Genomic DNA, 24903 nt, shown 5'->3' on the forward strand with positions numbered 1-24903 from the left:
CACAACGCTCGGGTAATGTCGAAGCGGCATCACTCGACGACGAGAAGGGACGACCATGGTCGACATCCGAAAGAAGCGCTGGCCCCTCATCGGGATCACGGCGGTTGCAGCAGTGGCACTGACGGGCTGTGCAGGCGGCGATCAGCCGTCCGGCGACGGCGGCAGCGAAGGCGGCGACGAGACGCTCATCGTCTACACAAACTCGAACAGCGACGGCCGCGGCGAATGGATCATCGAGAAGGCGGCCGATGCCGGCTTCGAGATCGAGATCGTCGGCCTGGGCGGCGCGGATCTGACCAACCGCATCATCGCCGAGAAGAACAACCCCGTCGCGGATGTCGTCTTCGGACTCAACAACATGTTCTTCGAGCAGCTCAAGGCCGAAGAGGCCATCACGGCTTACGAGCCCGAGTGGAGCGGCGAGGTTCCCGCCGACGCCGGCGACCCGGCCGATGGCGCGTACTGGCCGCTCGTCGAGCAGGCGATCGTCACCGTGTACGACGAGAACCGCGTCGACGCCCCGCCCGCCACCCTCGAGGAGCTCTACACCGACGAGGCGTTCAAGGGCCACTACGAGGTCAACCCCGCCCTCGGTCAGGCGACTCCGCAGCTCGTGCTCGCCAGCATCCTCACCGAGAACCTCGACGAGTCGGGCGACCTCGGCGTCAGCGACGAGGGCTGGAGTCTCGTCGAGTCGTACTACGCCAACGGCTCGCCCGCGGTCGAGGGCACCGACCTCTACGCCCGCATCACCCGCGACGAGGTCGACTACGGCGTGCTGCCCTCGAGCGGCATCGAGGCGCGTGACGCCGAGTACGGCACATCGACCGGCGCGATCGTCCCCGAGTACGGCGTGCCGTACGTGACCGAGCAGATCGCCCAGATCGCCGGCTCCGGCAACGATGAGCAGGCGCAGGAGTTCATCGACTGGTTCGGCAGCGCCGAGGTTCAGGGCGAGTTCGCCGCCGAGTTCAACGCCATGCCCGTGAACGAGGGCGCGATCGAGCAGGCGAACCCCGCCGTCGTCGAGCTGATGGAGTCGATGCCGCGTCAGGACATCGACTTCGGCTTTGTCAGCGAGAACCTCGGCGCCTGGGTCGAGAAGGTCACCCTCGAGTACATCGGCTGACATCGCACATGATTCGCTTCGAAGACGTCGAGGTCGTGTTCGGCGACCACAAGGCAGTCTCGAACCTGAATCTGGAGATCCAGGAGGGTGAGTTCTTCACCCTCCTGGGTCCCTCCGGATGCGGGAAGACGACCGCCCTGCGCTCGCTGGCCGGGTTCATCGAGCCCACCGCGGGTCGCATCCACATCGGCGGCCGCGACGTCACGCGCGTGCCCAGCGAGAAGCGCGACGTGGGCATGGTGTTCCAGAACTACGCGCTCTTTCCGAGCATGAACGTGCGGGACAACATCGCCTTCGGCCTCTCGGTCAAGAAGGTGTCGAAGGCCGAGCAGCGCAAGCGCGTCGACGAGATCGCCGAGCGCACCGGGCTCGCCGCATCGCAGCTTGACAAGAACGTGTCCGAGCTCTCGGGCGGTCAGCAGCAGCGCGTCGCGATCGCCCGCGCGCTCGTGCTCACCCCGCGCATCCTGCTGCTCGACGAGCCGCTGTCGAACCTCGACGCCAAGCTGCGCGTGCAGCTGCGCGAGCAGCTCAAGCAGCTGCAGCACGAGGTCGGGGTGACCACCGTCTACGTCACCCATGACCAGGAGGAGGCGCTGACCCTCAGCGACCGCATCGCCGTACTCGACGCCGGTCGCCTGCAGCAGGTCGGCACTCCCGAGGAGATCTACGACCGCAGCGCCACGGCGTTCGTCTGCCGGTTCATCGGCGAGAGCAACCGCCTGACCCCCGGCATCCTCTCCCGCCTGTCGGGGACGGGCCTCGACGCGACCGCCGAGAGCTACGTTCGCCCCGAGAAGCTACAGCTCGCAGGCGCCGACGACCCGAGCCCTGCGGCCGCCGGTCTGACCGGCACCGTCGTGGAGCGCACGTACCACGGCAGCCACAGCGTGTACGAGATCGCGGTCGACGACGCGACCCTGCGCGTCAGTGTTCCGGCGAGCGCGAGCGCACGACGGTGGGATGCCGGAGAGACCGTTCAGATCGGCGTCGACCCGGCGTGGGTCCTGCAGTACCCGGCGGCCTGAGATGACGACGCCGACCAACCCCACTCCGCCGCCCGAGGCGGCGCTGCCCGGCGAAGCCGGGGTGCTGACCGCGACCGCCGCATCTGAGACGGCCCGTGGCACGCGCCGCCGTCACGGCCGCCCCGGCAGCATCCGCGCCATGCTCCGCTCGCCGCTGGCGTGGGTCACCGGCATCGTGGTGATCTGGTTCGCCGCCGCGTTCCTCGTGCTGCCGAACGCGGCGCTGCTGGGGACGACGTTCTTCCCCGACGGGCAGTTCAGCGTGCGCGCCGTCGAGAAGCTGCTCGGCAGCGAGCGCGCGATGAAGACGCTCGGCAACAGCTTCCTGCTCGCGATCACGCTGTCGATCACGGTCAACGTGGTGGGCGTGTTCATCGTGCTGGTGACGCAGTACTTCAAGATCCGCGGCGCCAGGCTGCTCTGGCTCGGGTACGCGACAACCCTGATCTACGGCGGCATCGTGCTGGCCGCCGGGTACAACTTCATCTACGGGCGGTTCGGTTTCGTCACCAACCTCATGGCGAACGTCAATCCCGAACTCGACCGCGACTGGTTCTCGGGCTACTTCGCCGTCGTGTTCGTGATGACGTTCGCGACGACGACCAACCACATGCTGTTCCTGTCGTCGTCGCTGGCGAAGGTCGACTACGCGTCGATCGAGGCTGCGAAGCTGATGGGCGCATCGAGCTGGACGATCCTGCGCCGCATCGTGCTGCCCGTGATGAAGCCGATGCTGTTCGCCGTCACCGTGCTGACCTTCCTCATCGGCCTCGGCGCCCTCACCGCGCCGCTCGTGCTGGGCGGGCCCGACTTCCAGACCGTCGCGCCGCTGATCATCGACCTGTCGCGCAGTCCCGTCACCCGCGACATCGCCGCGCTGCTGGCGATCGTGCTGGGTGTGGCCACGATCATCCTGCTGGCGATCATGAACCGGGCAGAGAAGTCCGGCGTGTACTTCTCGGTGGCGAAGGTGGCGACGCCGATTCAGAAGCAGCCGATCCGCAACCCGTTCGCGAACGTCGTCGTGCACGTCGTGGCGTATGCGCTGTGGATCATCTACCTCATCCCCGTGGTGCTGATCATCATCTTCTCGTTCGTCGACGCGCGCAGCATCCTGGCCGGGTCGATCACGCTCGACAGCTTCACGCTCGACAACTACATCGCCGTGTTCTCCAGCGCCAGCGCCCTGCGGCCGTTCATCGTCAGCGTGGTCTACAGCGCGCTGGCGTCGGTGATCGTCGTGGGCGGGCTGCTGTTCGTCGCCCGCGTGCTGCAGAAGCACCGCAACGTGATCACGACGGCGATCGAATACGTGCTGCACATTCCGTGGATCCTGCCGATCGTGCTGATCGCGCTCGGTCTGGTGATGGCGTTCGACCGGCCGCAGGCCGTCGTGGCGAACGTGGTGCTCACGGGCACGCCCGTGCTGCTGCTGGTCGCCTACATCATCGTCAAGATCCCCTTCACGCTGCGGCTCTTGAAGGCCGGGTTCGCGTCGGTGCCGGATTCGCTCGAGGATGCGGCGCGCATTCTGGGTGCGCGGTCGCTGACGACGTTCCGCCGCGTGCTGATCCCCCTCGTGCTGCCCACCGCCGCGGCGATCACGGCACTGAACTTCAACAGCCTGCTCGACGACTACGACGCGGCCATCTTCCTGTACCACCCGCTGTATCAGCCGCTGGGTGTTGCGATTCAGGAGAGCACGCGGGGCGAGAACAACCTCGACGCGATGCCGATCACGTTCGTGTACACGGTGCTGCTCATGATCGTCATGGGGGTCACCATGTATCTCGTGTATGGACGGGGATCACGAGCCGGGTCGTCGAAGACGCCGCGCCGGCGGAGGTCGCGCGCGTGAGCGGTGCGGATGAAGCGCGGGTGGGCCGGACGGATGCTGCCACGCCCGCGCTGCGCGTGACGATCAGCGATGTCGCCGCCGCGGCGGGGGTGTCGCGGGCGACGGCGACGCGCGCGCTGAAGGGGGAGGGGCGGTTCGCCGAGGAGACGCGCGAGCGCATCCTTGAGATCGCCGAGCGGCTCGGGTACGTGCGCAACACTGCGGCGGCCGAGCTCGCCGCCGGACGCACAGGCACCGTCGGGCTGATGCTGCGCGATGCGAGCAACCCGGCATACGGTCTGCTGTTCTCGCGTCTGCAGGATGAGGCTCACCGCCACGGGCTCGACCTCGTCACGGTGACGATCGGTGCCGACGAGCGCGGCGCCGCGCAGGTGAATGCGCTGCACCGGCTGCTCGGGATGCGAGTGGCGGGGCTCATCGTCGCGACCGGCGGCGTGAGCACCGAACAGCTCGAGCCGTTCGCCGATCAGGTGCCGATCCTGCGCGCCGGGCGGGTGGAGTCGTCGCGCCGCATCCACACCGTGCACTACGACGATCCCGCGCACGGGCGTCTGCTCGCGACGCACGTCGCGACGCTGGGCCACCGCCGCGTGGTGGTGCTGGCGGGAAGCCCCGAGGCGTCGTACCCCGAGCATCTGCGCGCGACCGCCATGCGGGAGGCGCTCGAGGATGCCGGGGCGAGCGTGACCCTGCTGTCGGCCGGCGCCGCGCCGGAGGACCGCGTCGACGAAGCGCTCGATGTCGTGCGCGACGGCGCCACCGCGGTGATGTGCGCCTCGGACTACCGGCAGCTCGCCGTGATGCGCGCAGCGCGCGCTGCGGGGCTGTCTGTGCCCGGTGACGTGAGCGTGACCGGGTGCGACGGCATCCTCCCCGGAGCGGACCTGCTCGGGCTGACCACGGTGCGCATTCCCGTGGAAGACGTCGCCGCGGCCGCCATCGAGACCATGCAGACGCTGCTGACCGCCGAGACGGATGTCGAGACCGTGCGGCGCGGGTTCTCGGGCTCGCTCGTCGCCGGCACGACCGCCGCCGCCCTCTGAACCTCACTTCGTTCGTTCGCCGACCTGGAAGAGACATGATCCTCACCGAGCATCCCCGCCCGTCGCACACCTTCGTGCACGTCTCAGACACGCACCTGCCAGCCGAGCGGTCGCCGCTGTACGGCAGCGGGACGGATGCCGACGCGAACCTTTCGCTCATGCTTGAGCGGCTGGTGTCGTCCGGGTTGAAGCCGGATGCGCTGCTGATGACCGGCGATCTGGTCGATCGTGGCGATGCGACGGCGTACCGGCGGCTGCGGGCGCTCGTCGAGCCGGCCGCGGCTGCGCTCGAGTGCGAGGTGGTGTGGGCGGCGGGGAACCACGACGCGCGCGGGGTGATGCGTGCCGAACTCGGGCTGAGTGGTGCCGCGGACGAGCCAGTCACCGAGGTTCGCTGGTTCGGCGGGATGCGGGTGATCGTGCTCGACTCGACCGTGCCCGGCGAGCACTGGGGTGAGATCGACGAGGCGCAGCTCGGATGGCTGCGCGACCACCTGGCGACGCCCGCTCCCGCTGGCACGCTGCTGCTGATCCACCACCCGCCGCTGCCGACCGTGCTCGATCTGGCGGTGACGGTCGAGCTGCGCGACCAGGGGCGCCTGGCTTCTGTGCTTCGCGGTAGCGACGTGCGCGGCATCCTCTCGGGCCACGTGCACCACCCGTCGTTCGGCACGTTCGCGGGCATCCCCGTCGCGGTGGCGTCGTCGAGCGCGTACGGGCAGGACCTCGCGCAGCCCGTTGGAGCGACGCGCGGGCAGGACGCCACGCAGGGCTACAACCTCGTGCACGTGTATGAGGACACGATCGTGCACTCCGCCGTCGGGCTGGAGCGCGGCACGGACGTCGGTGAGCCGGTCGCGGCGGATGAGGCGCAGCGGCGGATCGCCGGTGCGGGGATCGGATGGCGCGGGGTCGACTGAGGCGGTGGACCGGTGACGGTGGTTCTTCAGCGGACACCACGACGGAGACCGCCCTGCACCGGGATGTCGCCGTGACCAAGTATCTTGCGCGATATGGCATTCAAGACCCGGAGCGGAAGAACGGCGGCCGTCGGTCGCGGCGCGATGATCGTGGGGATGGCTCTTTGGTGGGTCGTACTCGCTGAGATCGTTCTGGCCGCGCTGGCGGTCGGGGCAGGTGCCTGGGGCGATTGGGCCGCGGGCGAGTCGCTCGCTGATGGAGACTACTTCTTCCTTCTGGCAGTGGAGACGGCCACTTCCTTGGTCACCTTGGCACTGGCCTTACACCTCGTGGCAGTCGGCTGGACACTTCCTGTCTTCGTCGGCCCCAAGAGCCGGATCCGCGATCTCGTCGCCGCCGGAGTCCGATCACGCACGGGGTGGTGGTTCCTGAGCAGTGCGGCCCTGCTCGGCTCACTCCGCATCGCGCTCTCGTGGCCCGCGAGCGATGCGCAGCTCCTCGTGATGATCGGCTTGCTGGTCGCATGGATCGCCGTGTGGATCATCGTCCTGCGGGGCCTGAGGATGATCGCCCACGCCGACCGACAACAGGCGTACTTCGAGGGGATGACCGAGAGCGAGAAGCAGGTCGCCGACAATCCGTGGCCGTCGCTCGCGACACCGGGCTACCTCGACGTGGATCGCCTGGAATCAGCAGAGGATGCCGATCGCTACGCGCATCGCGCCGCAGACACCGCTCGGGTTCACGACTGGCTCGGCGGCGGCGTCATGGTGCTCGCGACCGCACTTCTCGGCGCTGCTGTCTCACGGTTCTTCGAAACATCCGAGTCGGCGCCGTGGGTATGGGTCGCGGTCTCGCTCCTGGCAGTCGCCTTCGGGTACGCGGTTCAGCGGCGCGGCAGGGCGTACCACCGCCTGCGGGAGTCGTATGAGAAGGCCAGCGCCGAGCTGACCGCCCGGGAGAACGCGCGGCCGACGACCTGGCGCGGCAGATTCGCGCAGAGCATGCGAGTGCTCCTCGGCGGCTGATCGGTCGCGGCTGTGGGCGGAGCATCCGACCCGCTACTTCGTCGCTGCCTCGGCCCTACGTACCGCCGCGCTCACGGAGATACCGCTTCTCCACCTCGTTCGCAGCGAGTTCAGCGGCGGCGCGGAACTCGGCGCGCGACTCGGCGTGCCGGCCGAGGTCGTCGAGCAGGTGCGCCCGCACGCTATGCGTTCTCGCCGCGACGAGCGGGTCGGCCATGATGCCGTGCTTGCGGTCGAGGTCGTCGAGGAGTGCGAGCCCGCGTGGGGCGCCAAAGGCGCGGGCGACCGCCACGACACGGCTGAGACGGACGGGAGCGGTCGGCTCCAGCCGCTCCAGCCACAAGTAGAGGGCAGCGATCTGCGTCCAGTCGGTATCGGCCTCGGTCGCGGCCTCCGCGTGCACGGCGGCGATAGCCGCTTGGATCTGGTACGGGCCGAGCTCGCCGCGCTTCCAGGCGGCTTCGATGCGCCGTCGCCCCTCATCGAGGAGTGCGGCATCCCATCGGGAGCGGTCCTGGTGCTGCATGAGCACGAGGCGGTCGTCCTCCTGGCGCGCGTCGCGGCGGGCCTCGGTGAGAAGCATGAGCGCCAGCAGCCCCTGCACCTCGGCGTCGTCGGCAGCAACGCCCGCGAGCATCCGCGTCAGCCGGATCGCCTCCTGCGTGAGGTCGATGCGGCTCAGTGCCTCGCCCGCGGTTGCGGTGTATCCCTCGTTGAAGATCAGGTAAAGCACGCGGGACACGGCGGCGAGGCGGGTGCGCAGGTCGTCGGCGGCGGTCAGCTCGAATCGCGCACCCGCGTTGCGGAGCGTCTGCTTGGCGCGGCTGATGCGGGTCGCCATCGTCGCCTCGCTGACGCCGTAGGCACGTGCGATCTCGGCGGTGGTGAGTCCGCCGACCGCGCGCAGGGTGAGCGCGATGCGCGACGCGTCGCTGAGCGCGGGGTGGCAGCAGAGCACGAGCAGCTCGAGGCTGTCGTCGTGACCAACCACGACGGGTCCAGGGGTGAGCGGCGCGGCGCGCTTCTCAGGGCTGTCGACCCACTCCTGCTCACGCCGGCGGTCGGCATCCTCGGAACGCAGCAGGTCGATGAGCTTCCGATATCCGACGCGGATCAACCAGCTACGCGGCTCGACCGGAATGCCATCGGTGCGCCAGGCGGTGTGCGCGGAAAGCAGCGCCTCCTGAGTGGCATCCTCGGCCGCGTCGAACCGGCCGAACCGCCGCACCAGCGCACCGAGCACCTGCGGGGCCTCTTCTCGCAGAATGCGCTCGATGCGCTGGTCGACGGATGCCGTCACGCGAAGTCATCTCCCATGATCGGGCGAATCTCCATGGGCTCGTCGAGCACCGACACCATCTCGGCGACGATCTCACGCGCGCGTTCCATGCCGCTGCACTCGATGATGGCGAAGCTGGCGAGCACCTCCTTGAGCTCGGCGAAGGGCCCGTCTGTGGCGACGACGCCGTTCGGCCCCTTGCGGACGGTGGTGGTCACCGCGGGGTGGCCCAGGCCCTCGCTGAGCACGAACTCGCCGGTCTCGCGCAACCGGGCCTCGAACTGCTGGTAGGCGGCGAAGGCGTCGAGCGCCTCCTGGGTGGGAGCATCGGCGGTCGCGGCATCCCACGAATCGGCGGGGGTGTAGCTGAGCAGCAGAAACTTCACGGTTCTCCTCTTCGAAGTGTGAGCGTGCAGGGGAAGGGTATCGAGTGTCGGGTCGCTCACGCGTCGGCCCGTAGGCGGATCGCCATGACAGCGACCCAGGTGAAAGCGACCAGACCGGTGAGCGCGATCTGGATGCTCGACTCGGTGGGCGACGTGGGCAGCAGCAGCACGAGCGCGACGACGCCGTGACCGATGGATGCCGCCGCGCGACGCCGGCGCACCGACCGCACCACGAGCAGGATGCACGCGACCGCGAGGCTGAGGAACGACACCGCTGCTGCCGACACATGCACGATCGCGTGCCAGGACAGCGGGACGGTGCCTTCCGGCGCGCCGACCGGGAACCCGTTCTGAGGGTCCATGGGGAACAGCCCGGCGAGGATGAAGCCGAGCCCGAAGCCCGCGATGAGCAGCGGCGCCCAGCGCCGACCGAAGCCGTCGGGGCGGATGCGGCGGTACCCCGCCGCGAGCGCGAGGCCCCCGAGCCCGGCGATCACGAACGAAAGCACCTGGATCCAGCCGAGGTCACCGGTGGCGAGCTGGCTGAGCGGATGGATGCGGATGTCGAAGCCGGGGCGAGTCAGCGCCTGCAGCAGCGACGAGAGGTAGAAGGCCGGTCCTGCGAGTGCGGCGAGGAGCAGCAGTCGCCGCGTTGTGGCCGGGTGCGTGGTGCCCGTCGGAGCGGCGTTCCCGGTGCTGGTGCGGATGGTCATGATGTGGTCTCCGTTTCCGGCCCCGGAGTGGGGCCTCATGGACACCACGGAGCCGAGACCGACTCCTTGACATGAACGACCACGAATCTCTCTCGTGGCTGATGTCGAGAACGCTGCACGGGCTCCGTCGTCTCTGTTGAACGCGGCATCCGGCCGCCGGAGAGAGAAGGAATGATCATGAACGAGACCAGCGCGCAGACGATCGGTGAGTACGGCATGGGCGAGCAGCCGGTGCCGAGCGAGCAGCTGAAGGCGCTCGACCGCCTGGTGGGGACGTGGACCGTCACCGGTGGCGCCCCGGGAACCGTGACATACGAGTGGGCCCTGGGCGGGTTCTTCCTCCTTCAGAAGGTCGACCTCGAGCAGTTCGGCGAGAAGGTCGAGGGCTTCGAGGTGATCGGCAATCTGCGCCCGTTCGGAGAGCCGGTCGGCGAAGACCTCGCCTCGCGCTTCTACGACTCGCAGGGCAACACCTTCGACTACGTCTACGAGCTCGAGGGCGACACGCTGACCATCTGGGCCGGCGCGAAGGGCAGCCCGGCGTATTTCCGCGGCACCTTCAGCGGCGACGACCGCGAGATGGTCGGCGAGTGGGTGTACCCGGGTGGCGGCGGGTACCCGTCGACGATGACCCGGTCGTGACGCGAGCGGCTCCGCGGCCGGACGGTGCGAACCGTTCAGCCGCGGGGCGCTGTGCGAGTCAGGATGCCTCAGTCGTCCTGACCGGCGACGAACTCGACCGTCTTGGTCTCCGAGCGGTTGCCGTACATGTCGACCGCAGTCACCTCGGCGATGTAGGCGGTGCCCTTGGTGAGGGTGAGAAGCGGAGCATCCTCCTGCCGCCCGTCGCGGATCGCGAGCGGGACCTCGAGGATGCTGGGGCGCGGCGCCATCTGAAAGTCGGAGAGCACCTTCGCACCGGCGAGGATGGGCAGTGCCTCGGCGCCGGTGGCGGCGTCGCGCACGCGCACGTCGTAGCCGTAGACGGACTCGTCGTCTTTCGCAGCGGTGACGCGCAGCATGTCGCGACCGTCGGCGGTGACCTTGTGCTGCGGCTTTCGCTGCAGAACGGGCGCCACGGCGTCGCGGGCGGCGGAGGTGTAGTCGAAGTTCGCCCGCACCTCGTCGGCGGTGTCGCCCTCGAGGCGCACCGTCCAGCCGGGTCCGGCCAGCGTGCCGGCGCTGATGAACGGGAAGCCCGATTGGAAGCCCCACGCGCCGTTCGAGTACGTGCGCTCGTTCTCGGCGGCGAAGTTGATGCGCTCGATCTCGGTGCGGTCGTCGTATACCTCGACGTGCAGGGCCTGCGCGGTGGGGATGGTGTACTCGCTCCACAGGGCGTCGCCGTAGATCTGGTAGGCGTCATGCGGGGTCTCGGTGTACGACATGGAGCCGTCGTTGACCGCGGTGAACTCGCCCTGCCAGATGGAGCGCTCGTCATTCAGGTTCAGGTGCGAGTGGCCCGAGAAGTACACGACCTGCGGATGCTTGGCGAGGTCGCTGGTGAGCGACGGGTTCGACGACTGGGCGCCGTCGTGCACCGTGTTCGCGGTCGGACGGTGACCGATGACGAAGACCGGCTTGCTGTGCGCATCGGGTCGAGCCGACAGCTCGGCGAGGCGGGTCTGCAACCAGGTGCGCTGCGAGCCGGAGTAGCGCTCAGTATCGATCACGAGGAAAGTGTGCTCGCCGATGGTGCGCTCATAGTAGCCGCCGGCTGCGTTGGGGAACCAGTCGCCGTAGTACTTCTCCATATCGGCGTTGCCGACGTCGTGGTTGCCGTGCGACATCAGCACCGGGGTGTCCTCGATGCCGAGACGCGTCATGTTCTCGTCGAAGATCGTCTTCACGACCTGGTGGTCGGGTGCGGTGTTGCCGTGGTTGTCATTGATCTGGTCGCCGTTCGAGACGATCAGGTCGGGGTCGGGGTCGATGGCGGCGAGGGTGTCGAAGTGGCTCTTCCAGATGCCGCGGTTCTTGTCGCTGAGTGAGGAGGTATGCACGTCGCTCATCACGAAGAACGACAGCAGCGGCTTCTCGTCGGACTTGACGATGTACCCCTCGACCTCGGCGGGCGAGACTCGGTTGCCCTTGACCGTGACGGCGGTGAGGTTGGCGGTCTCGTCGATGACGATCGGCTTCTTGTAGCGCGGGCTCTTCTCGGTGGGCATCGAGCCGTCGAGGGTGTACCGGATCTGCGTGCCCTTCGGGGCGGTGAGTTCGACGGTGGTCGGCCCGGTGAACCGTCCGCCGTCCTGGCTGAACACCGGCGCCGGCAGCTCTCCGGTGCTGGTCGCGCTCGCGTTGGCGGCGCCGGGCAGCGCCACCGCCGTGGCGACGGCGGCCAGGGCGCAGGCCCCGGCGATCTTTCGCTTCATCACTTGTCTCCAGGTTGTCTATCCACGTCGCCCGCGGTCGGGCGCCACCTCGGACGCTAGGCAGTCGATCGGACGGTGGGACGACGAAGAAGGGAACGTCAGGAGAACAGGTTGTGCGCGGAGGATGCTCAGACGGCGGAGAGTAGTGAATACAAGACGAACGGGCTCGGTCAGCCCCGGCGGACTTCGTCGACGGATGCTTCGCCGGCCGCATCCGCTGCCTGCAGTGAGAGCCCGAGTTCGACGAAGACGATGCGGCTGCTGAGCCTCGGACCTTCCCGCCGGGCGAGTCCCACTTTGACGGCGCCGAAGGTGATAGTCGTGGTGGCGGGGAGCACGATGTCGTCGGCCTCGCCGGTGTCGGGGTCGAGTCCGCTGGGCAGGTCGACGGCGATCACACGCGAAGACGCAGGGAGCAGCGCTGTCACAGCGTCGCGCGCTGTGCCGCGGAGCGCGCCTCGCGCGCCGATGCCGAGGATGCCGTCGATGACGAGGTCGTAGGCGGCCGGATCGGTCTCTTCGAGTCGGACGGACGTGGCGCCGGCATCCGTCGCGGCTCGGAGTGCTTCGTCGTGGACACGGTCGGAGGTGTGGAGGATATCGACCTGGATGCCGCTGGCCGCGATCGATGCCGCGGCGAACAGCGCGTCGCCGCCGTTGTCGCCGGCTCCGGCGAGCACGAGCATCCGCGTCGGCGCGTGCTCGGCGATGACCTCGGCGAGCGCGTCAGCCGCCCGGCGCATGAGCGGGATGCCTGCGGCGAGAAGTGGCGCCTCGGCGGCGCGAACCTGGGAGGCGGTGAACGTCGGGACGGTGGTCGCCATGCGATCAACATACGACAGCATCATGCGTCGTTCGTCGATAGAGCGTGCCCTTGCTTGTCTGTTGTCAACCCTGCTGCCCCGCCTCGAACTGAGTGCGACGCTGATGCTCCATCACCACACGACTCGGAGGCTGCCACGTCTGACCCCACCCCGTTCCCCACCGATCCGCTCGAGCCCGAAGGCACTGATCCCGACCTGAGCAAGGACGACGACTCCCGCCAGCAATCTTCGGGAGCGGATGAAGAGCGCCCGGACGACCGGGCGCCGACCATGGACGAGCAGCGGGAGGATCGGGTCGCGGCGGAGGAGCAGGGGAAAGGTGAGGGGTATACGCCGATACCGTGAAATATCAGGCGACCATGCGATGGATCACCCGAGTCGCCTCAACGCGGACTTCGGCGAGCAGATTTAGGTCTATGCGTAACGCCGTACCGCGTCGCGGATCGCTTCCGCATGGACGTAGATCTCGTCGAGATCCTCAATCGGGTGACGCGTTTCGCTCTTCTCCTCATCGAGCAGACCTAGATACCTTTGCTTACCGTTGAAATGCAAGCGTGCAATCGGCTTTCGGTTGTTGTCGTCAAGAAGGACGGCGAAGTAGCTCTTGGCGTCCCGCTGAGTGACGCGCTGGGGCTTGACCTCTCCGCAAGCGATAGCTTTCACGATCTGGTAACCCTCTAGTTCCTCTAGCGTCGTCTCGATCTCGGTGTCGCGGTCCAGATCGGCTTCAGCAACTTCGGAACTCGTCGCAGGCGGCACTTCAGCGATCTGGCTAGCTCCGCTTACGCCAAGCGCGGCCTTGAGCCGGTCGTTGACGCGCTCGTTGAGGAACTGATGCGCAGCCTTTCCGACAAGTCCGGTGAATTGCTGTCGCACCCGCTGCGTGAAGGCGCCGTCATAAACGCGGGAGGTGAAGAACTTGATCCACTCGTCCGTAGGCTCTCGGAACTGCCCGGCTATCTCCCGCTTCAGTGCACCGATGTACTTGAGTTCCTCGGCTGCGCTGATGATGGAGTCTAGATCGAAGCTGTCCTTGCTCAGCTTCTGGATCTCTGCGATGAGTGTCTCGTCGATGTCAAGTAGGTCGAGGACAAGGAAGGGTTTTGCGTCCATCCGGTTGGGCGCATCGAGGTCGGTATAGAAGTGCCAGACGACACCGTTCGTGAGCACGGCGATACGGGCGTTCGTCACCGCGAAGTACCGGAACAGCTGCGAAGCGTGCTCAATCTTGAGTGAGCCCATCGACGGCTTGCATTCGATGAGGATCTGGACTTCGCCATCACGCATGATGGCGTAGTCGATCTTTTCGCCCTTCTTCGTACCGACGTCAGCAGTGAATTCGGGCACCACCTCGAGCGGATCGAAGACGTCGTACCCCAGGATCGTCGAGATGAACGGCATGACGAACGCGTTCTTCGTAGCCTCTTCCGTCCCGATCGCGGTGGCCTGGTTCCGCACCTTCACAGCGAGTGATTCAAGGCGCTCTGAAAATTCCACTCGTCGCTCCCTCTCCGTTGACTGAGCGTTGCGGCTCTCCCCTCGAGAGCCTGACTCAGACCATAGCGGACGGTAGGCGTGGTCGGGTGTCCGGCCATACCCAACGAATCCGGTATTGATTATCTGAACAAGGGTCGTGGCGTCGCCTGCCGCAAAGAGCCGGAGTGACGCAGACTAGGTCAGGGCACTCGAATGAACCAACCATTTGACGTCGTCGGCGCGATCATCGTGCGAGACAGCAGCGTGCGCGTTGCCCAGCGAGGCCCCGGAAGGGCGCTCGAAGGGAAATGGGAGTTTCCTGGCGGGAAGGTCGAGCGAGGCGAACGTCCGGAGATGGCGCTGGCGAGGGAAGTCCATGAAGAGCTGAACTGCTCGGTTGAAATTGGTGCACGCGTTACGACTACCACTCACGACTATCATTTCGGAGTCATCCGTCTAACGACGTACTATGCGACGGTCACGGCCGGTCAGCCGGCAGCGACCGAGCATGCCGCACTTCGATGGGTAAGGATAGAAGAGCTGCAGGATCTCAACTGGGCGCCAGCCGACCTGCCAGCGGTGCAAGAAGTCTTGCGAGATTATCTACGAAGTTAGCTTGGGCGGGCCGCCTGCTGAACTTCGAAGTGGTCGTCGTCTCGAAAGGCCAGGCCCAAGCCAGCCCCCTCGATCAGGTCGCGTAGATCAGCCCTCGGGCGTGCCGGCAGCAGCACGGCACATCGAAGGCCGGCAACGTCTACATGGCGACGATAGTCATATAACTGTCCAACGGCCATACGCACATCTGAACGCCCCGCGAGGGCTTTCGCCTCGTACAACACTCGGTCTGTATTGTCGTACGCGTCGGTTAGCAGCAGCGACTCCTTGGGTATTCTGATCGCCCATCGCGAGAACTCGTGGCCAGTTTGACTGGCTACGAATTCCTCTACGAGCTGTGACTCCCGTCGCACGGCCGTGCGTGCCTCAATTCCGCTCGTCTCGTAGAAGTGAGTTGAATTGAGTTCGACAGGCACCTGGACAGAGCGCATACCTTGCATCACACCTGACACCCCGACAGTTTGCATTATCGATTCGGGGACCGCAGCAACAGGCAGCAGTCGGAAGACAATAACGGTCCGAACCGCTTGCTTCATGTCCAGCGCCGGCATGCGCTCGTATGGCAGATGCGGATCAAGAATGAACTGACCGATGTACTGTTGACGCCGCGTCTGACGCCCGGGTACACGCCCTGCAGCGACGAACGCATGGAGCGTTCGTCCCTTCGCCGCGTGAGTCATGATCGGCGAATTACTTCCGGTCTCGACCTGGTCGCCGTTCTGGCCTGCTCCGGTGTAGTAGAAGACGCTGCCGTCGGCCGAAAAGCCGTCGTAAACGTATCCGAACTGTGACCCTTAACTTGGATCGGTAAAGATGAACACTGTCCTCGACTTGTTGCCAGGAACGATGCCCCCAGACTGCACGCTTCCGCCATACTCGACGACGAGATCCTCACGCGTGTAGTACTCACCTACGATAAGTGGCAATGCGGAGGACATGAGCTCACCATATCGACCCGGCGGCTCAAAGTACGCGACCTGAGATCTACGCAACACGTGCGATCTCGGCCTGGGAGAGTGTCTCCCTGCTAGCGTCAGGCTCATGTTCACAGCCGAGACCGTCATCGCGCTCCGCGCCATCGTCGCCGAGCGCGAGTGGGACCAGTTCCACTCGCCCGAGAATCTGGCCAAGAGCATCTCCATCGAGGCTGGCGAGCTGCTCGAGTGCTTCCAGTGGAGCCCCGAGTTCGACCAAACCCGCGTCGAAGAGGAACTCGCCGACGTCGTCACGTACTGCATCCACTTGGCGGGCAGGCTCGGCGTCGACCTCGACGAGATTGTGATGCGCAAGCTCGAGAAGACGCGCGCGAAGTACCCAGTGGAGCACTCGCGCGGCAGCAGCGCGAAGTACACCGAACTGCCCAATGACGGAGCACCGTGAGCTTCAGCATCCGACACATCCCCTTCGAGCGCGCGCAGGTCGACACCTGGGCGCGCGAGAACGATCAGCACACCAACTGGCCCGTCGTCTATGTGATCGACGGCGCGAACCGGCGCGCCGCGCCAACGCTGTACGTCGGCGAGACGACCAGCGCTCACAAGCGAATGCGGCAGCACCTCACCGGGTCCAAGAAGGACGAGGGGCTCGAGTCGATCCGCGTCGTCATTGACGACCGCTTCAACAAGTCCGTCTGCCTGGACCTCGAGTCGCACCTGATCCGCTGGTTCCACGGCGACGGGCGCTTCAGCTTGCTCAACGGCAACGACGGACTCACCGACTCCCGCTACTACGATCGCGAGCTGTATCGGGAGTCGTTTCGCGACGTTTTCGAGGCGCTGCGCGCTGAGGGGCTGTTCACCCGCAGCATCCCGCAGATCGAGAACACCGACCTCTTCAAACTCTCGCTGTTCAAGGCGCTCAGCAGCGACCAGGCCATTGCCGTCGAAGACATCGTCGACGGGCTGCTCGCCGACCTGCAGCATCCTCACGCCCGCTCCACCCTCGTCGTCCAGGGGGACCCGGGCACGGGCAAGACGATCATCGCGATCTTCCTGATGAAGTTTCTCGCCGACCTCCGCGACTTCCAGACGCATGAAGACGTCGACCCCGAGTCGATATTCGCCGAGTTCTTCACGCCCGAGAACCGAGAACTGCTCGCCGACCTGAAGATGGCGCTGGTCATCCCCCAGCAGTCCCTGCGGCAGTCGGTGAAGAACGTCTTCAAGAAGACACCCAAGCTCGACCCGGGGATGGTGCTCACCCCGTTCGAAGTGGGGGAGTCGGATGCCGTCTACGACCTGATCCTCGTCGACGAGACCCACCGCCTGAACCAGCGGGCGAACCAGGCGTCGGGTGTGCAGAACAAGAAGTTCGGCGTGATCAACGAACGGCTCTTCGGCGAGGATGACGCTCGGCACACGCAGCTTGACTGGATCAAGGCGCGCAGCCGGCACCAGCTGCTCCTCGTCGACGGCGCGCAGAGCGTGCGGCCGCACGACCTCTCGCCTGCGACACTTGCTGGCGAGCTGCAGGCGGCGAAGGCCGCGCACCGCCACTACCCGCTCACCACGCAGATGCGTGTGAAGGCCGGTGCCGACTATGTCGAGTACATGCGGGCGCTACTGCACGGCGAGCACCCGCAACAACCCGACCTCGGCGACTATGACCTGCGCTTCTTCGACGACCTCGGAGAGATGCGGCGGGCGATCCGGGAGCGCGACGCGGAGGTCGGCTTGTCGCGGCTCGTCGCCGGGTACGCGTGGGACTGGGTGTCGCGTCGCGACCCCGAAGCATTCGACATCGAGATCGACGGCGAGCGGATGCGGTGGAACAGCACTGACAAGGACTGGATCAACTCACCGGGATCGCTTGAGGAGGTCGGCTCGATCCATACCGTCCAGGGCTACGACCTGAACTACGCCGGCGTGATCATCGGGCCTGATCTGCGGCTGTCGCCGGATGGCTCGATCATCGCCGACCGCGAGGGGTACCGCGACAAGAAGGGCAAGGAGAACACCGGTCACCTAAAGGACGCGTTCGGGGACGACGACCTACTCGTGTTCATCCGCAACGTCTACGGGGTGCTGCTCACGCGCGGAATGCGGGGAACGTACGTGTACGTGTGTGATGAGCGGTTGCGGGAGCGCCTTCGCGCCTGCCTGAGTTAGATCAGTTGGTTGGGGACGCCTATGAGCGGCGGCTCGACGGCATCCTTCACTTCGGAAGCGATGCGCTCCCTGATCCTCTCGACCACCTCTTCGGCCGCCTTCATCTGCTTCAGCAGTGCGCGATGGTTAGACCAGTGCTCTTCCCAAAGCTCTTCTCCAACCAGCGCGGCGAAGTTCACCTTCGTCGGACGTGTCCAACGCTCGTAGCGCTCCAGCACGGCAGCACGAGCCTCGATATCGGGCACATTCCTCGACTTCGGCGAGAGCCGCGCCGACCCGAACATCCACTCGCGCCAGTGTTTGTTGCCTTTGCTCTGATTGCACTTGCCGCACGCCGGAACGAGGTTGTGGATTTCGTGGATGTAGCCCGTCGGTCGCTGATGCTGCACCAGCGGGCGCAGGTGATCCCACTCCGTCGCGTCGTCACCGCAGTATGAGCAGACCACCACATCGGACATCCCTAGGACCTCAAGCGCCTCGTCAATCTCGACATCACTCGGTTTGATGATCGGCACGATCCCGTTGACGAACGAGTTTGTGATGCTCGAGGAGCGTCCGGTTATCCGGACCGCTTTCGGCATCGCGAAGCGGAATGAGTTCGGCGCCATGCGCATCATCGTACGATCCCGGGTACCGCGCGATGGCAGCATCCGCGCACTCGTCCCCACGACCCCGATAACTAGCGCCACTACCACTGGCATCCATTCGATCCCCAGCGCCTGCGGAAAGATCTGCACCGCAGCATCCGCCATCTCGCGCAGGTCGCCCTGCAGCAACCGGCAGCCGAGCACATACGCGGGCGCCGTGATCACGGCGGGCAGCACCCACAAGGTAACCAGCGCGACCGCCCACACGACGAGGCGCCCCCACGGGCGCACATTACGCCGCGCCCGCGGCATCCCCTTCTGCTCCGATCTCGAGACGCGAGCTCGCTTTCTCGATACCCGCAAGCGCGTCCGCATCGCCGTCGGGCCGCACGGCCTTGCGATATGCGCGACGGATCTCATTCGAGACGACGTCGGCAAGGTAGCGCCACGGGTCCTTCGTCACCATGAGCCAGGTGTGCTCGGGCTCCCAGGCGGTGTCATTGACCACCTCGAGCGCGACGGCGGCGACTCCGAGGGGATCGACGACGGCGCCGACCTGCGCGAGTACGCGGCGCTGCACCCCGGGTACGATGCGGCGCAGAGCCTGGCGGCGAAACCCCTCGCGATCGAGATCCTCCTCGCCGATGCCGAAGATCCCTGCGTTGCGCAGCGCGGTCAGGAAGGCGCGGAGTTCATCGTTGGTCCAGTCGATTTCGGGCATGGCAGTCTCCTGTCGTGAATGAACGTTGACAAGAGAGGCGCCGCAGCCCGGGTCAGAGCTGCGGCCTCTCTCGCCTTCGCGGATCACGACGGATGTGGCTCACAGGAGCGAGGATAGCGGGCAAAGCGGACAATGGCGTCCTTCGCGTCGTCGCCGCGCTGCTCGCCCAGGATCGCGGGGTCAGCCGACGAACCGCGCCGCGCTCTCAAACCCCTGCGTGCACGCGCCTCGTGGGGCCTCGTCGAGAGCAGGGAGAAGATCGACGAGCTGTGGAACCCGGTCGTCGAGGCCTGGTTCACCGGCGGCAAGGACGACCCCGATGTCGGGGGTGCTGAAGTTCACCGCCGACTCGGCGGAGTACTGGGGCACCCGGTCGGCAAGATCGCCGCAGTGTTCAGCTTCGTGAAGGTGAAGGTCGCCGGCGACCGCCCCGACGGCGGCGACAGCGGCAAGGTCGACCACTGAGTTCACACTCCCACTGGAACAATACGGCAGCCCGGCGCGTCCACGGCGCGTGGGGCTTCGGCGTGCATCCGCCGCCGACGAGGGATCCTGATAACGTTCCCTCAGATCGCACCGACCGGAGCCCCCATGACCAACCGCACCCACCGCCCGACCATCAAAGAGGTCGCGCAGCGTGCGGGCGTGAGTCCCATGACGGTGTCGCGCACCCTCTCGGGCGGGGTCAACGTCAAGCCCGACGTGCAGCAGCGAGTGCTAGAGGCCGTCGCCGAGCTCGGGTACCACCGAAACGAGAACGCACGCAGCATCCGCCCCGGCCACAGCAGCGGGCTCATCGGCGTTGCGATCACCAACATCGCCAACCCGTACTACAGCACGTTCGCACTCGGCGTCGAAGAGGAGGCCGCGCTCACGGGCAGGCGCATCCTGCTCGGCAACACCGGCGAGGACACCGCGCGCGAAGCCGAGCTGGTCGGCGACTTCCTCGGGCGTCGGGTCGACGGGCTGATCGTCGTGCCGGCGAGCACAAGCTCGGCCCACCTCGCGCATTCGCAGAACCAGGGGGTGCCGGTCGTGCTCGCCTCGCGCCGCGTCGACGGACTCGCGGCCGACAGCGTCGTGCTCGCCGATGACGACGGCGCTTACCGGGGCACGATCGCCTTGATCGACCGCGGTCACACCCGCATCGGATACCTCGGCAATACCCTCTCGATCTTCACCGGCGAGCGCCGGCACGCCGGTTTCGTGCGCGCCCTCGACGAGCGCGGCATCCGCATCGACCCGGTGCTCGTCGCCGCCGGGCCACAGACCGTCGAACAGGCCCGCGAAGCCACCCGCGCGCTGCTGCGCAGCAAGAACCCGCCCACCGCCATCTTCTGCGCCAACAACCGCAACGCCATCGGCGCGCTCAAAGAGATCAACCAGCAGCTGCACACCGGCCTGCGACAGGCCTCCGAGTTCCCCGAGATCATGAGCTTCGACGACTTCGAGCTCGCTGAGCTGTCTCCGGTGCCGATCAGCGTGATCGACCACGACCCGCGGGAGCTTGGCCGTACGGCGGCTCGGCTGCTTCTCGACAGGCTGGATGCTCCCGAACGAGACGCCGCGCCGCGCGAGATCGAACTGCCCGTCTCGCTGCGCGTCGGTCTGCGCTGACCCACCGCGGTCCGTCGCCACCACGGTTGACATCTCCGAATAGAGATTGATAACGTTACCAACCAACGACGAGAGGACGCGATGGAGCTCTGCATCGATTTCGGTGGGACCGAGATCAAGCTCGCCCAGATCGACGGTGCGCGCGTCGTCGCCTCCGACAGCATCCCCGTCCGCGGCGACGCGAGCGACCTCGCCGCAGCCGCCGAAGCGGCCCGCACCCTCGGCAGCGCCGGTGCCCCAACCTCCCTCGGCATTGCCGTGCCCGGCGTCGTCGACCCGGCCACCGAACGGATGCTGCACGCCAACGCCAAGTACGACTTTCTCAACGACTTCGACCTCACTGCCTGGGCCGCCGCCGAGCTGAACCTGCCCGCGATCGTCGAGAACGACGCCCGAGCCGCGCTCGTCGGCGAGACCACGGCCGGCACCGCCGCTGGCACCCGCGATGCCGTGCTCGTGACGCTCGGCACCGGCATCGGCACGGCGGCGATGATCGACGGCGTTCCGCTGCGCGGGCATTCCGGGCACGCCGGCATCCTGGGCGGCCACGTCACCACTGACATCAACGGACCGACCTGCCCCTGCGGCAACATCGGCTGCGGCGAAGCGCTCGCCAGCACCTGGGCGCTCGCGCAGACCCACCCCGATCTCGCCATCCGCGACCTCTTCACCGGCGACGTTCACGCCGACATCCGCGACAGCTTCCTGCACGTGTGGGGCGCGACCGTCGTCACGCTGATCCACATGTACGACCCGTCGGTCGTGATCCTCTCGGGCGGCATCCTGCGCGCCGGCGACGCGGTACGCGAACCCATCGAGACCTACGTGCGCGCGCACCTATGGCCGTCGATCACACCGCCGCGCTTCGTCGTGCCACCCGAGCCCGAGTTGTCCGTCGCCCGCGGGCTCAGCGTGCTCGCCCGCGGCGCGACACGCTCCCCCGAAGACCAGGAGGACCAGTGACCACCCCGATCAGCGACATGCACGAAGGCCACACCCTGCGGGGCCGCTACGACACCCAGCCCACCGTGCCGCTGCCCTCCGGCGAGCGCATCCTTCGCGGAGCGGAAGCGTGGAAGGCGGTCGCGGATGCCGCGCAGCGGCGAGCATCCGTCATCCTGGTCGACACCTACCCCGGCACCGACGTCCCCGCGCTCACGACCCAGATCCAGAGCGCCCTGCCCGACTGGCAGATCGTCGACGTCGAGCAGGCCGCACGCCCCGTCGCCGAGGTCGAGCAGCTGATCGCCCCGAACCTCACCGACGATCGCGTCTTCGGCGTGATGAGCCACTACACCCTTCCCGACTTCTACGACGCCGACAAGCTCGACGCCCTCGCCGACCGGACGACCGAGAACACCGTCGTCGTCGGCTGGGGCGCCGCTCTCCTGCGCGACCGGCTCGAGAGCAGCCCCGTCACGGTGCTCGTCGACATGGCCCGGTGGGAGATCCAGCTGCGCCAGCGGGCCGGTGCCACGAACTGGCGCGCCGACAACGCCGGCGAAGACAACCTGCGCAAGTACAAGCGCGGCTTCTTCGTCGAGTGGCGCGTCGCCGACCGGCACAAGCGCACCCTCTTCGACACGATCGACTTCGTGCTCGACGGCAACGCGATCGCCCCGGCCGAGAAGCACGAGCACGAGGCCGGCATGATCACCGGCGACGCCTTCCGCGCAGCCCTCGCGAACGCGGCATCCCGCCCGTTCCGCGTGGTGCCCTTCTTCGATCCCGGGGTCTGGGGCGGACAGTGGATGAAGAACCTCATCGGACTCGACCCCTCGAAAGACAACTACGCCTGGTGCTTCGACTGCGTGCCCGAAGAGAACTCGCTGCTGCTCGAAGGCGAGGGCGGCGTCATCGAGATCCCCAGCCTCGACCTGGTCTTCTCGCAGCCCGTCGAGCTGCTGGGCGCCAAGACCTTCTCGCGCTTCGGCGCGGAGTTCCCCATCCGCTTCGACTTTCTCGACACGATGGACGGCGGCAACCTCAGCCTGCAGGTGCACCCGCTCACCGACTACATCCAGAACACCTTCGGCATGCACTACACGCAAGACGAGAGCTACTACATGCTCGACGCCGGCGACGACGCCGTGGTGTACCTCGGCACGAAGACCGGCATCGACCGCGACCGGATGCTGCGCGACCTTGCCCGCGCGCAGGACGGCGAGCATCCGTTCCCCGCTGAGCAGTACGTGAACGCCTTCCCCGCCCGCAAGCACGACCACTTCGCGATCCCCGCCGGCACCGTGCACTGCTCGGGTGCGAACTCGATGGTGCTCGAGATCTCGGCCACCCCGTTCATCTTCACGTTCAAGCTGTGGGACTGGGGCCGCGTCGGACTCGACGGCATCCCCCGGCCCGTTCACCTCGATCACGGCGCCCGCAACATCCAGTGGGACCGCGACACCGACTGGGTGCACGAGAACCTGCTCGATCAGGTCGAGACCATCGGCGAAGACGGCGACGTCGTCGAGGAACGCACCGGCCTGCACGCACTCGAGTTCATCGAGACCCGCCGGCACTGGTTCACCGAGGCTGCCGACCACGACACCGACGGCACCGTGAATGTGCTGAACCTCGTGGAGGGCGACGAGGCGCGCGTGGTCAGCCCGACGGATGCTTTCGAGCCGTTCGTCGTGCACTACGCCGAGACGTTCATCGTGCCGGCATCCGTGGGCCCGTATCGCATCGAGCGCACCGAGCACACCCGCAGCGAGCGCCTCGCCACCGTCAAGGCCTACGTGCGCGGCTCGCGCGCCGGCGACGAGTAGACCCGACAACTGAACACAGCACCCGGGGTTTCGCCTCGAAGACGACGAGACTCTTGCACCGCATCCATCACCTTGGTACCGTGAACCCAGATTTCTGGTAACGATACCAACGAACGAACAACGAACAAGGGAGTTCTGACATGATCGCGCGACGCACCATTGCCGCCGCCGCGGCCGGACTCGTCCTCGCCGGGGTCGCCCTCACGGGCTGCTCCGGCGGGGGCGGCAACGACGGCGGCGCAGACGGCGGCGAGGCCACCGGCACGCTCAACTTCTACACCGACAAGGCGGCGTGGAAGCCCGACTTCGAATCGCTCAACGACACGAGCGGCGGCGACGTCGACATCACCCTGAAGACCACCGGCTACTCCGACGCCAACCAGTACGACGCGTTCATCAAGCAGTCGTTCCGCACGAACAAGTCGCCGGGGCTGTTCACCTGGCACACCGGCGACTCGCTCAAGCAGCTGGTCGACGAGGGCCTGGTCGCCGAGACGAGCGACATCTGGCAGAAGGCGATCGACGAGGGCTGGGTGAGCGAAGACCTCGCCGAGGGCTACACCTTCGACGGCAAGCAGTACTGCGTGCCGATGAACATCGCCTACTGGATCATGTTCTACAACAAGCCGATCTTCGCCGAGAACGGCGTCGAGGTGCCGACGACGTGGGACGAGCTGAACGAAGTCGCCACCACCCTGAAGGATGCCGGGGTCACGCCGTACTACCAGACCAGCGTGCTGTTCACCTTCCAGTGGTTCCAGCACCTCGTCGCGTCGACCGACCCCGAACTGTACGAAGGCCTCACCACGGGCGACGTGAAGTACACCGACCCCGAGATCGTCGATGTGATGAACATCTGGCTCGAAGAGCACGAGAACGGCTGGTTCAGCGACGCGGGCAGCTCGACCGACCCGGCCGTGGCGCTGAAGCAGGGCGACTTCGCCATGATCAACTTCGGCACCTTCTACGCCGGCAACCTCGAAGGTGCCGGCATGAGCGCCGACGACTACGGCATGTTCGCCATCCCGGCGGTCAACCCCGACCTCGACAAGACCCCGGTCGCCGTCGAGTCGGGCCCGATCTGCGTGGCCGAGAACTCCTCACAGAAGGATCTCGGTCTGGCCTACTCGGAGTGGTGGATGTCGGCCGACGCGCAGACCGCCTGGAACGAGGCCCACGGCGACGTGGCGTTCAACCCGCAGGCCGAGGTCTCCGACCCGGCGCTGGCCGAGCTCGGCACCGAGATCGCCGGCGAGGACTACCAGCTGTACGACCGGTTCTTCGAGGCGATGCCCACCGAGATCGTGACCGTGGCCATCGAGCAGTTCGGCGCGTTCAACGCCAACCCCGGTGACCCGATGCCGTACCTCGAGAAGATCCAGGCCGTGGCCGACGACTACTGGGCTGAGCAGGAGTAAACAC

Annotated in this window: 23 protein-coding genes; 15 read left to right on the forward strand and 8 right to left on the reverse strand. The window is 66.7% G+C overall.

Annotated features, from left to right (window positions below):
* The first annotated feature begins 55 nt into the window (after positions 1–55).
* From RIN43_RS15020 to RIN43_RS15045, 6 genes are all read left to right on the forward strand, one after another.
* Positions 56–1129, forward strand: coding sequence for an extracellular solute-binding protein (locus RIN43_RS15020; protein ID WP_309129732.1), 1074 nt, complete (start codon positions 56–58; stop codon positions 1127–1129).
* A gap of 8 nt (positions 1130–1137) precedes the next feature.
* The gene (locus RIN43_RS15025) at positions 1138–2157 is read left to right on the forward strand and encodes an ABC transporter ATP-binding protein (protein WP_309129733.1); all 1020 of its coding nucleotides are present in this window, start codon (positions 1138–1140) and stop codon (positions 2155–2157) included.
* 1 nt (position 2158) lies between these two features.
* The gene (locus RIN43_RS15030; protein ID WP_309129734.1) at positions 2159–4015 is read left to right on the forward strand and encodes an iron ABC transporter permease; all 1857 of its coding nucleotides are present in this window, start codon (positions 2159–2161) and stop codon (positions 4013–4015) included.
* The gene (locus RIN43_RS15035; RefSeq protein WP_309129735.1) at positions 4012–5058 is read left to right on the forward strand and encodes a LacI family DNA-binding transcriptional regulator; all 1047 of its coding nucleotides are present in this window, start codon (positions 4012–4014) and stop codon (positions 5056–5058) included. Before RIN43_RS15030 ends, RIN43_RS15035 begins: the two co-directional genes overlap by 4 nt.
* A gap of 35 nt (positions 5059–5093) precedes the next feature.
* Positions 5094–5978 carry a metallophosphoesterase gene (locus RIN43_RS15040; RefSeq protein ID WP_309129736.1) on the forward strand — a complete coding sequence of 295 codons (885 nt, stop codon included), beginning with the start codon at positions 5094–5096 and terminating at the stop codon, positions 5976–5978.
* Between the two features lie 156 nt (positions 5979–6134).
* On the forward strand, positions 6135–7007 hold the full coding sequence (locus RIN43_RS15045; protein WP_309129737.1) for a hypothetical protein: 873 nt from the start codon (positions 6135–6137) through the stop codon (positions 7005–7007).
* A gap of 55 nt (positions 7008–7062) precedes the next feature.
* On the opposite strand, the gene RIN43_RS15050 is transcribed toward RIN43_RS15045, so the two are convergent.
* From RIN43_RS15050 to RIN43_RS15060, 3 genes are read right to left on the reverse strand one after another with little or no spacing between them, the layout of a single operon-like run.
* A complete protein-coding gene (locus RIN43_RS15050) occupies positions 7063–8307 on the reverse strand; it encodes a sigma-70 family RNA polymerase sigma factor (protein WP_309129738.1) in 1245 nt (414 codons plus the stop codon).
* Entirely contained in the window at positions 8304–8672 is a 369-nt protein-coding gene (locus RIN43_RS15055; RefSeq protein ID WP_309129739.1) for a YciI family protein, read from the reverse strand. The genes RIN43_RS15050 and RIN43_RS15055 overlap by 4 nt, the downstream gene beginning before the upstream one ends.
* A gap of 56 nt (positions 8673–8728) precedes the next feature.
* Positions 8729–9385: a DUF998 domain-containing protein gene (locus RIN43_RS15060; protein WP_309129740.1), complete on the reverse strand. Its 657-nt coding sequence runs from the start codon at positions 9383–9385 to the stop codon at positions 8729–8731.
* Between the two features lie 177 nt (positions 9386–9562).
* Here RIN43_RS15060 and RIN43_RS15065 point away from each other — a divergent pair, with 177 nt between their 5' ends.
* On the forward strand, positions 9563–10027 hold the full coding sequence (locus tag RIN43_RS15065) for a hypothetical protein (protein ID WP_309129741.1): 465 nt from the start codon (positions 9563–9565) through the stop codon (positions 10025–10027).
* A 68-nt stretch (positions 10028–10095) separates the two neighbouring features.
* Here RIN43_RS15065 and RIN43_RS15070 read toward each other — a convergent pair whose 3' ends face one another.
* The 3 genes from RIN43_RS15070 to RIN43_RS15080 form a co-directional block, all read right to left on the reverse strand.
* A complete protein-coding gene (locus RIN43_RS15070; RefSeq protein WP_309129742.1) occupies positions 10096–11763 on the reverse strand; it encodes a chitobiase/beta-hexosaminidase C-terminal domain-containing protein in 1668 nt (555 codons plus the stop codon).
* 170 nt (positions 11764–11933) lie between these two features.
* On the reverse strand, positions 11934–12587 hold the full coding sequence (locus tag RIN43_RS15075) for an NAD(P)H-hydrate epimerase (RefSeq protein ID WP_309129743.1): 654 nt from the start codon (positions 12585–12587) through the stop codon (positions 11934–11936).
* A 414-nt stretch (positions 12588–13001) separates the two neighbouring features.
* Entirely contained in the window at positions 13002–14084 is a 1083-nt protein-coding gene (locus RIN43_RS15080) for a type I restriction endonuclease (RefSeq protein WP_309129744.1), read from the reverse strand.
* Positions 14085–14276: 192 nt separating this feature from the next.
* On the opposite strand from RIN43_RS15080, the gene RIN43_RS15085 reads away from it, so the two are divergent.
* The 3 genes from RIN43_RS15085 (at position 14277) to RIN43_RS15095 (ending at position 17785) form a co-directional block, all read left to right on the forward strand.
* Complete coding sequence (locus tag RIN43_RS15085) at positions 14277–14678, forward strand: (deoxy)nucleoside triphosphate pyrophosphohydrolase (RefSeq protein WP_309129745.1); 402 nt, start codon at positions 14277–14279, stop codon at positions 14676–14678.
* Positions 14679–15719: 1041 nt separating this feature from the next.
* On the forward strand, positions 15720–16058 hold the full coding sequence (locus RIN43_RS15090; RefSeq protein WP_309129746.1) for a nucleotide pyrophosphohydrolase: 339 nt from the start codon (positions 15720–15722) through the stop codon (positions 16056–16058).
* Positions 16055–17785 (forward strand): DNA/RNA helicase domain-containing protein, encoded by a 1731-nt coding sequence (locus tag RIN43_RS15095; protein WP_309129747.1) that lies wholly within the window; start codon positions 16055–16057, stop codon positions 17783–17785. Before RIN43_RS15090 ends, RIN43_RS15095 begins: the two co-directional genes overlap by 4 nt.
* Here the strand turns inward: RIN43_RS15095 and RIN43_RS15100 are convergent.
* Positions 17782–18684 (reverse strand): HNH endonuclease, encoded by a 903-nt coding sequence (locus RIN43_RS15100; protein WP_309129748.1) that lies wholly within the window; start codon positions 18682–18684, stop codon positions 17782–17784. The two genes, RIN43_RS15095 and RIN43_RS15100, sit on opposite strands and share 4 nt — an antisense overlap.
* Complete coding sequence (locus tag RIN43_RS15105; protein WP_309129749.1) at positions 18665–19093, reverse strand: hypothetical protein; 429 nt, start codon at positions 19091–19093, stop codon at positions 18665–18667. Before RIN43_RS15105 ends, RIN43_RS15100 begins: the two co-directional genes overlap by 20 nt.
* Positions 19094–19225: 132 nt before the next feature.
* Between RIN43_RS15105 and RIN43_RS15110 the strand changes: the two genes are divergently transcribed.
* The 5 genes from RIN43_RS15110 to RIN43_RS15130 all read left to right on the forward strand — a co-directional run bounded on the left by RIN43_RS15110 (position 19226) and on the right by RIN43_RS15130 (position 24899).
* On the forward strand, positions 19226–19558 hold the full coding sequence (locus tag RIN43_RS15110) for a pyridoxamine 5'-phosphate oxidase family protein (RefSeq protein ID WP_309129750.1): 333 nt from the start codon (positions 19226–19228) through the stop codon (positions 19556–19558).
* A 126-nt stretch (positions 19559–19684) separates the two neighbouring features.
* Complete coding sequence (locus RIN43_RS15115; RefSeq protein WP_309129751.1) at positions 19685–20710, forward strand: LacI family DNA-binding transcriptional regulator; 1026 nt, start codon at positions 19685–19687, stop codon at positions 20708–20710.
* An 81-nt stretch (positions 20711–20791) separates the two neighbouring features.
* Positions 20792–21673 (forward strand): ROK family protein, encoded by an 882-nt coding sequence (locus tag RIN43_RS15120; protein ID WP_309129752.1) that lies wholly within the window; start codon positions 20792–20794, stop codon positions 21671–21673.
* Complete coding sequence (locus tag RIN43_RS15125) at positions 21670–23481, forward strand: class I mannose-6-phosphate isomerase (protein ID WP_309129753.1); 1812 nt, start codon at positions 21670–21672, stop codon at positions 23479–23481. Before RIN43_RS15120 ends, RIN43_RS15125 begins: the two co-directional genes overlap by 4 nt.
* A 140-nt stretch (positions 23482–23621) precedes the next feature.
* Positions 23622–24899, forward strand: a complete 1278-nt coding sequence (locus RIN43_RS15130; protein WP_309129754.1) for an extracellular solute-binding protein — start codon at positions 23622–23624, stop codon at positions 24897–24899.
* Positions 24900–24903: the final 4 nt, after the last annotated feature.

It is taken from the genome of Microbacterium sp. (genome assembly GCF_031178445.1).
Lineage (GTDB): Bacteria > Actinomycetota > Actinomycetes > Actinomycetales > Microbacteriaceae > Microbacterium.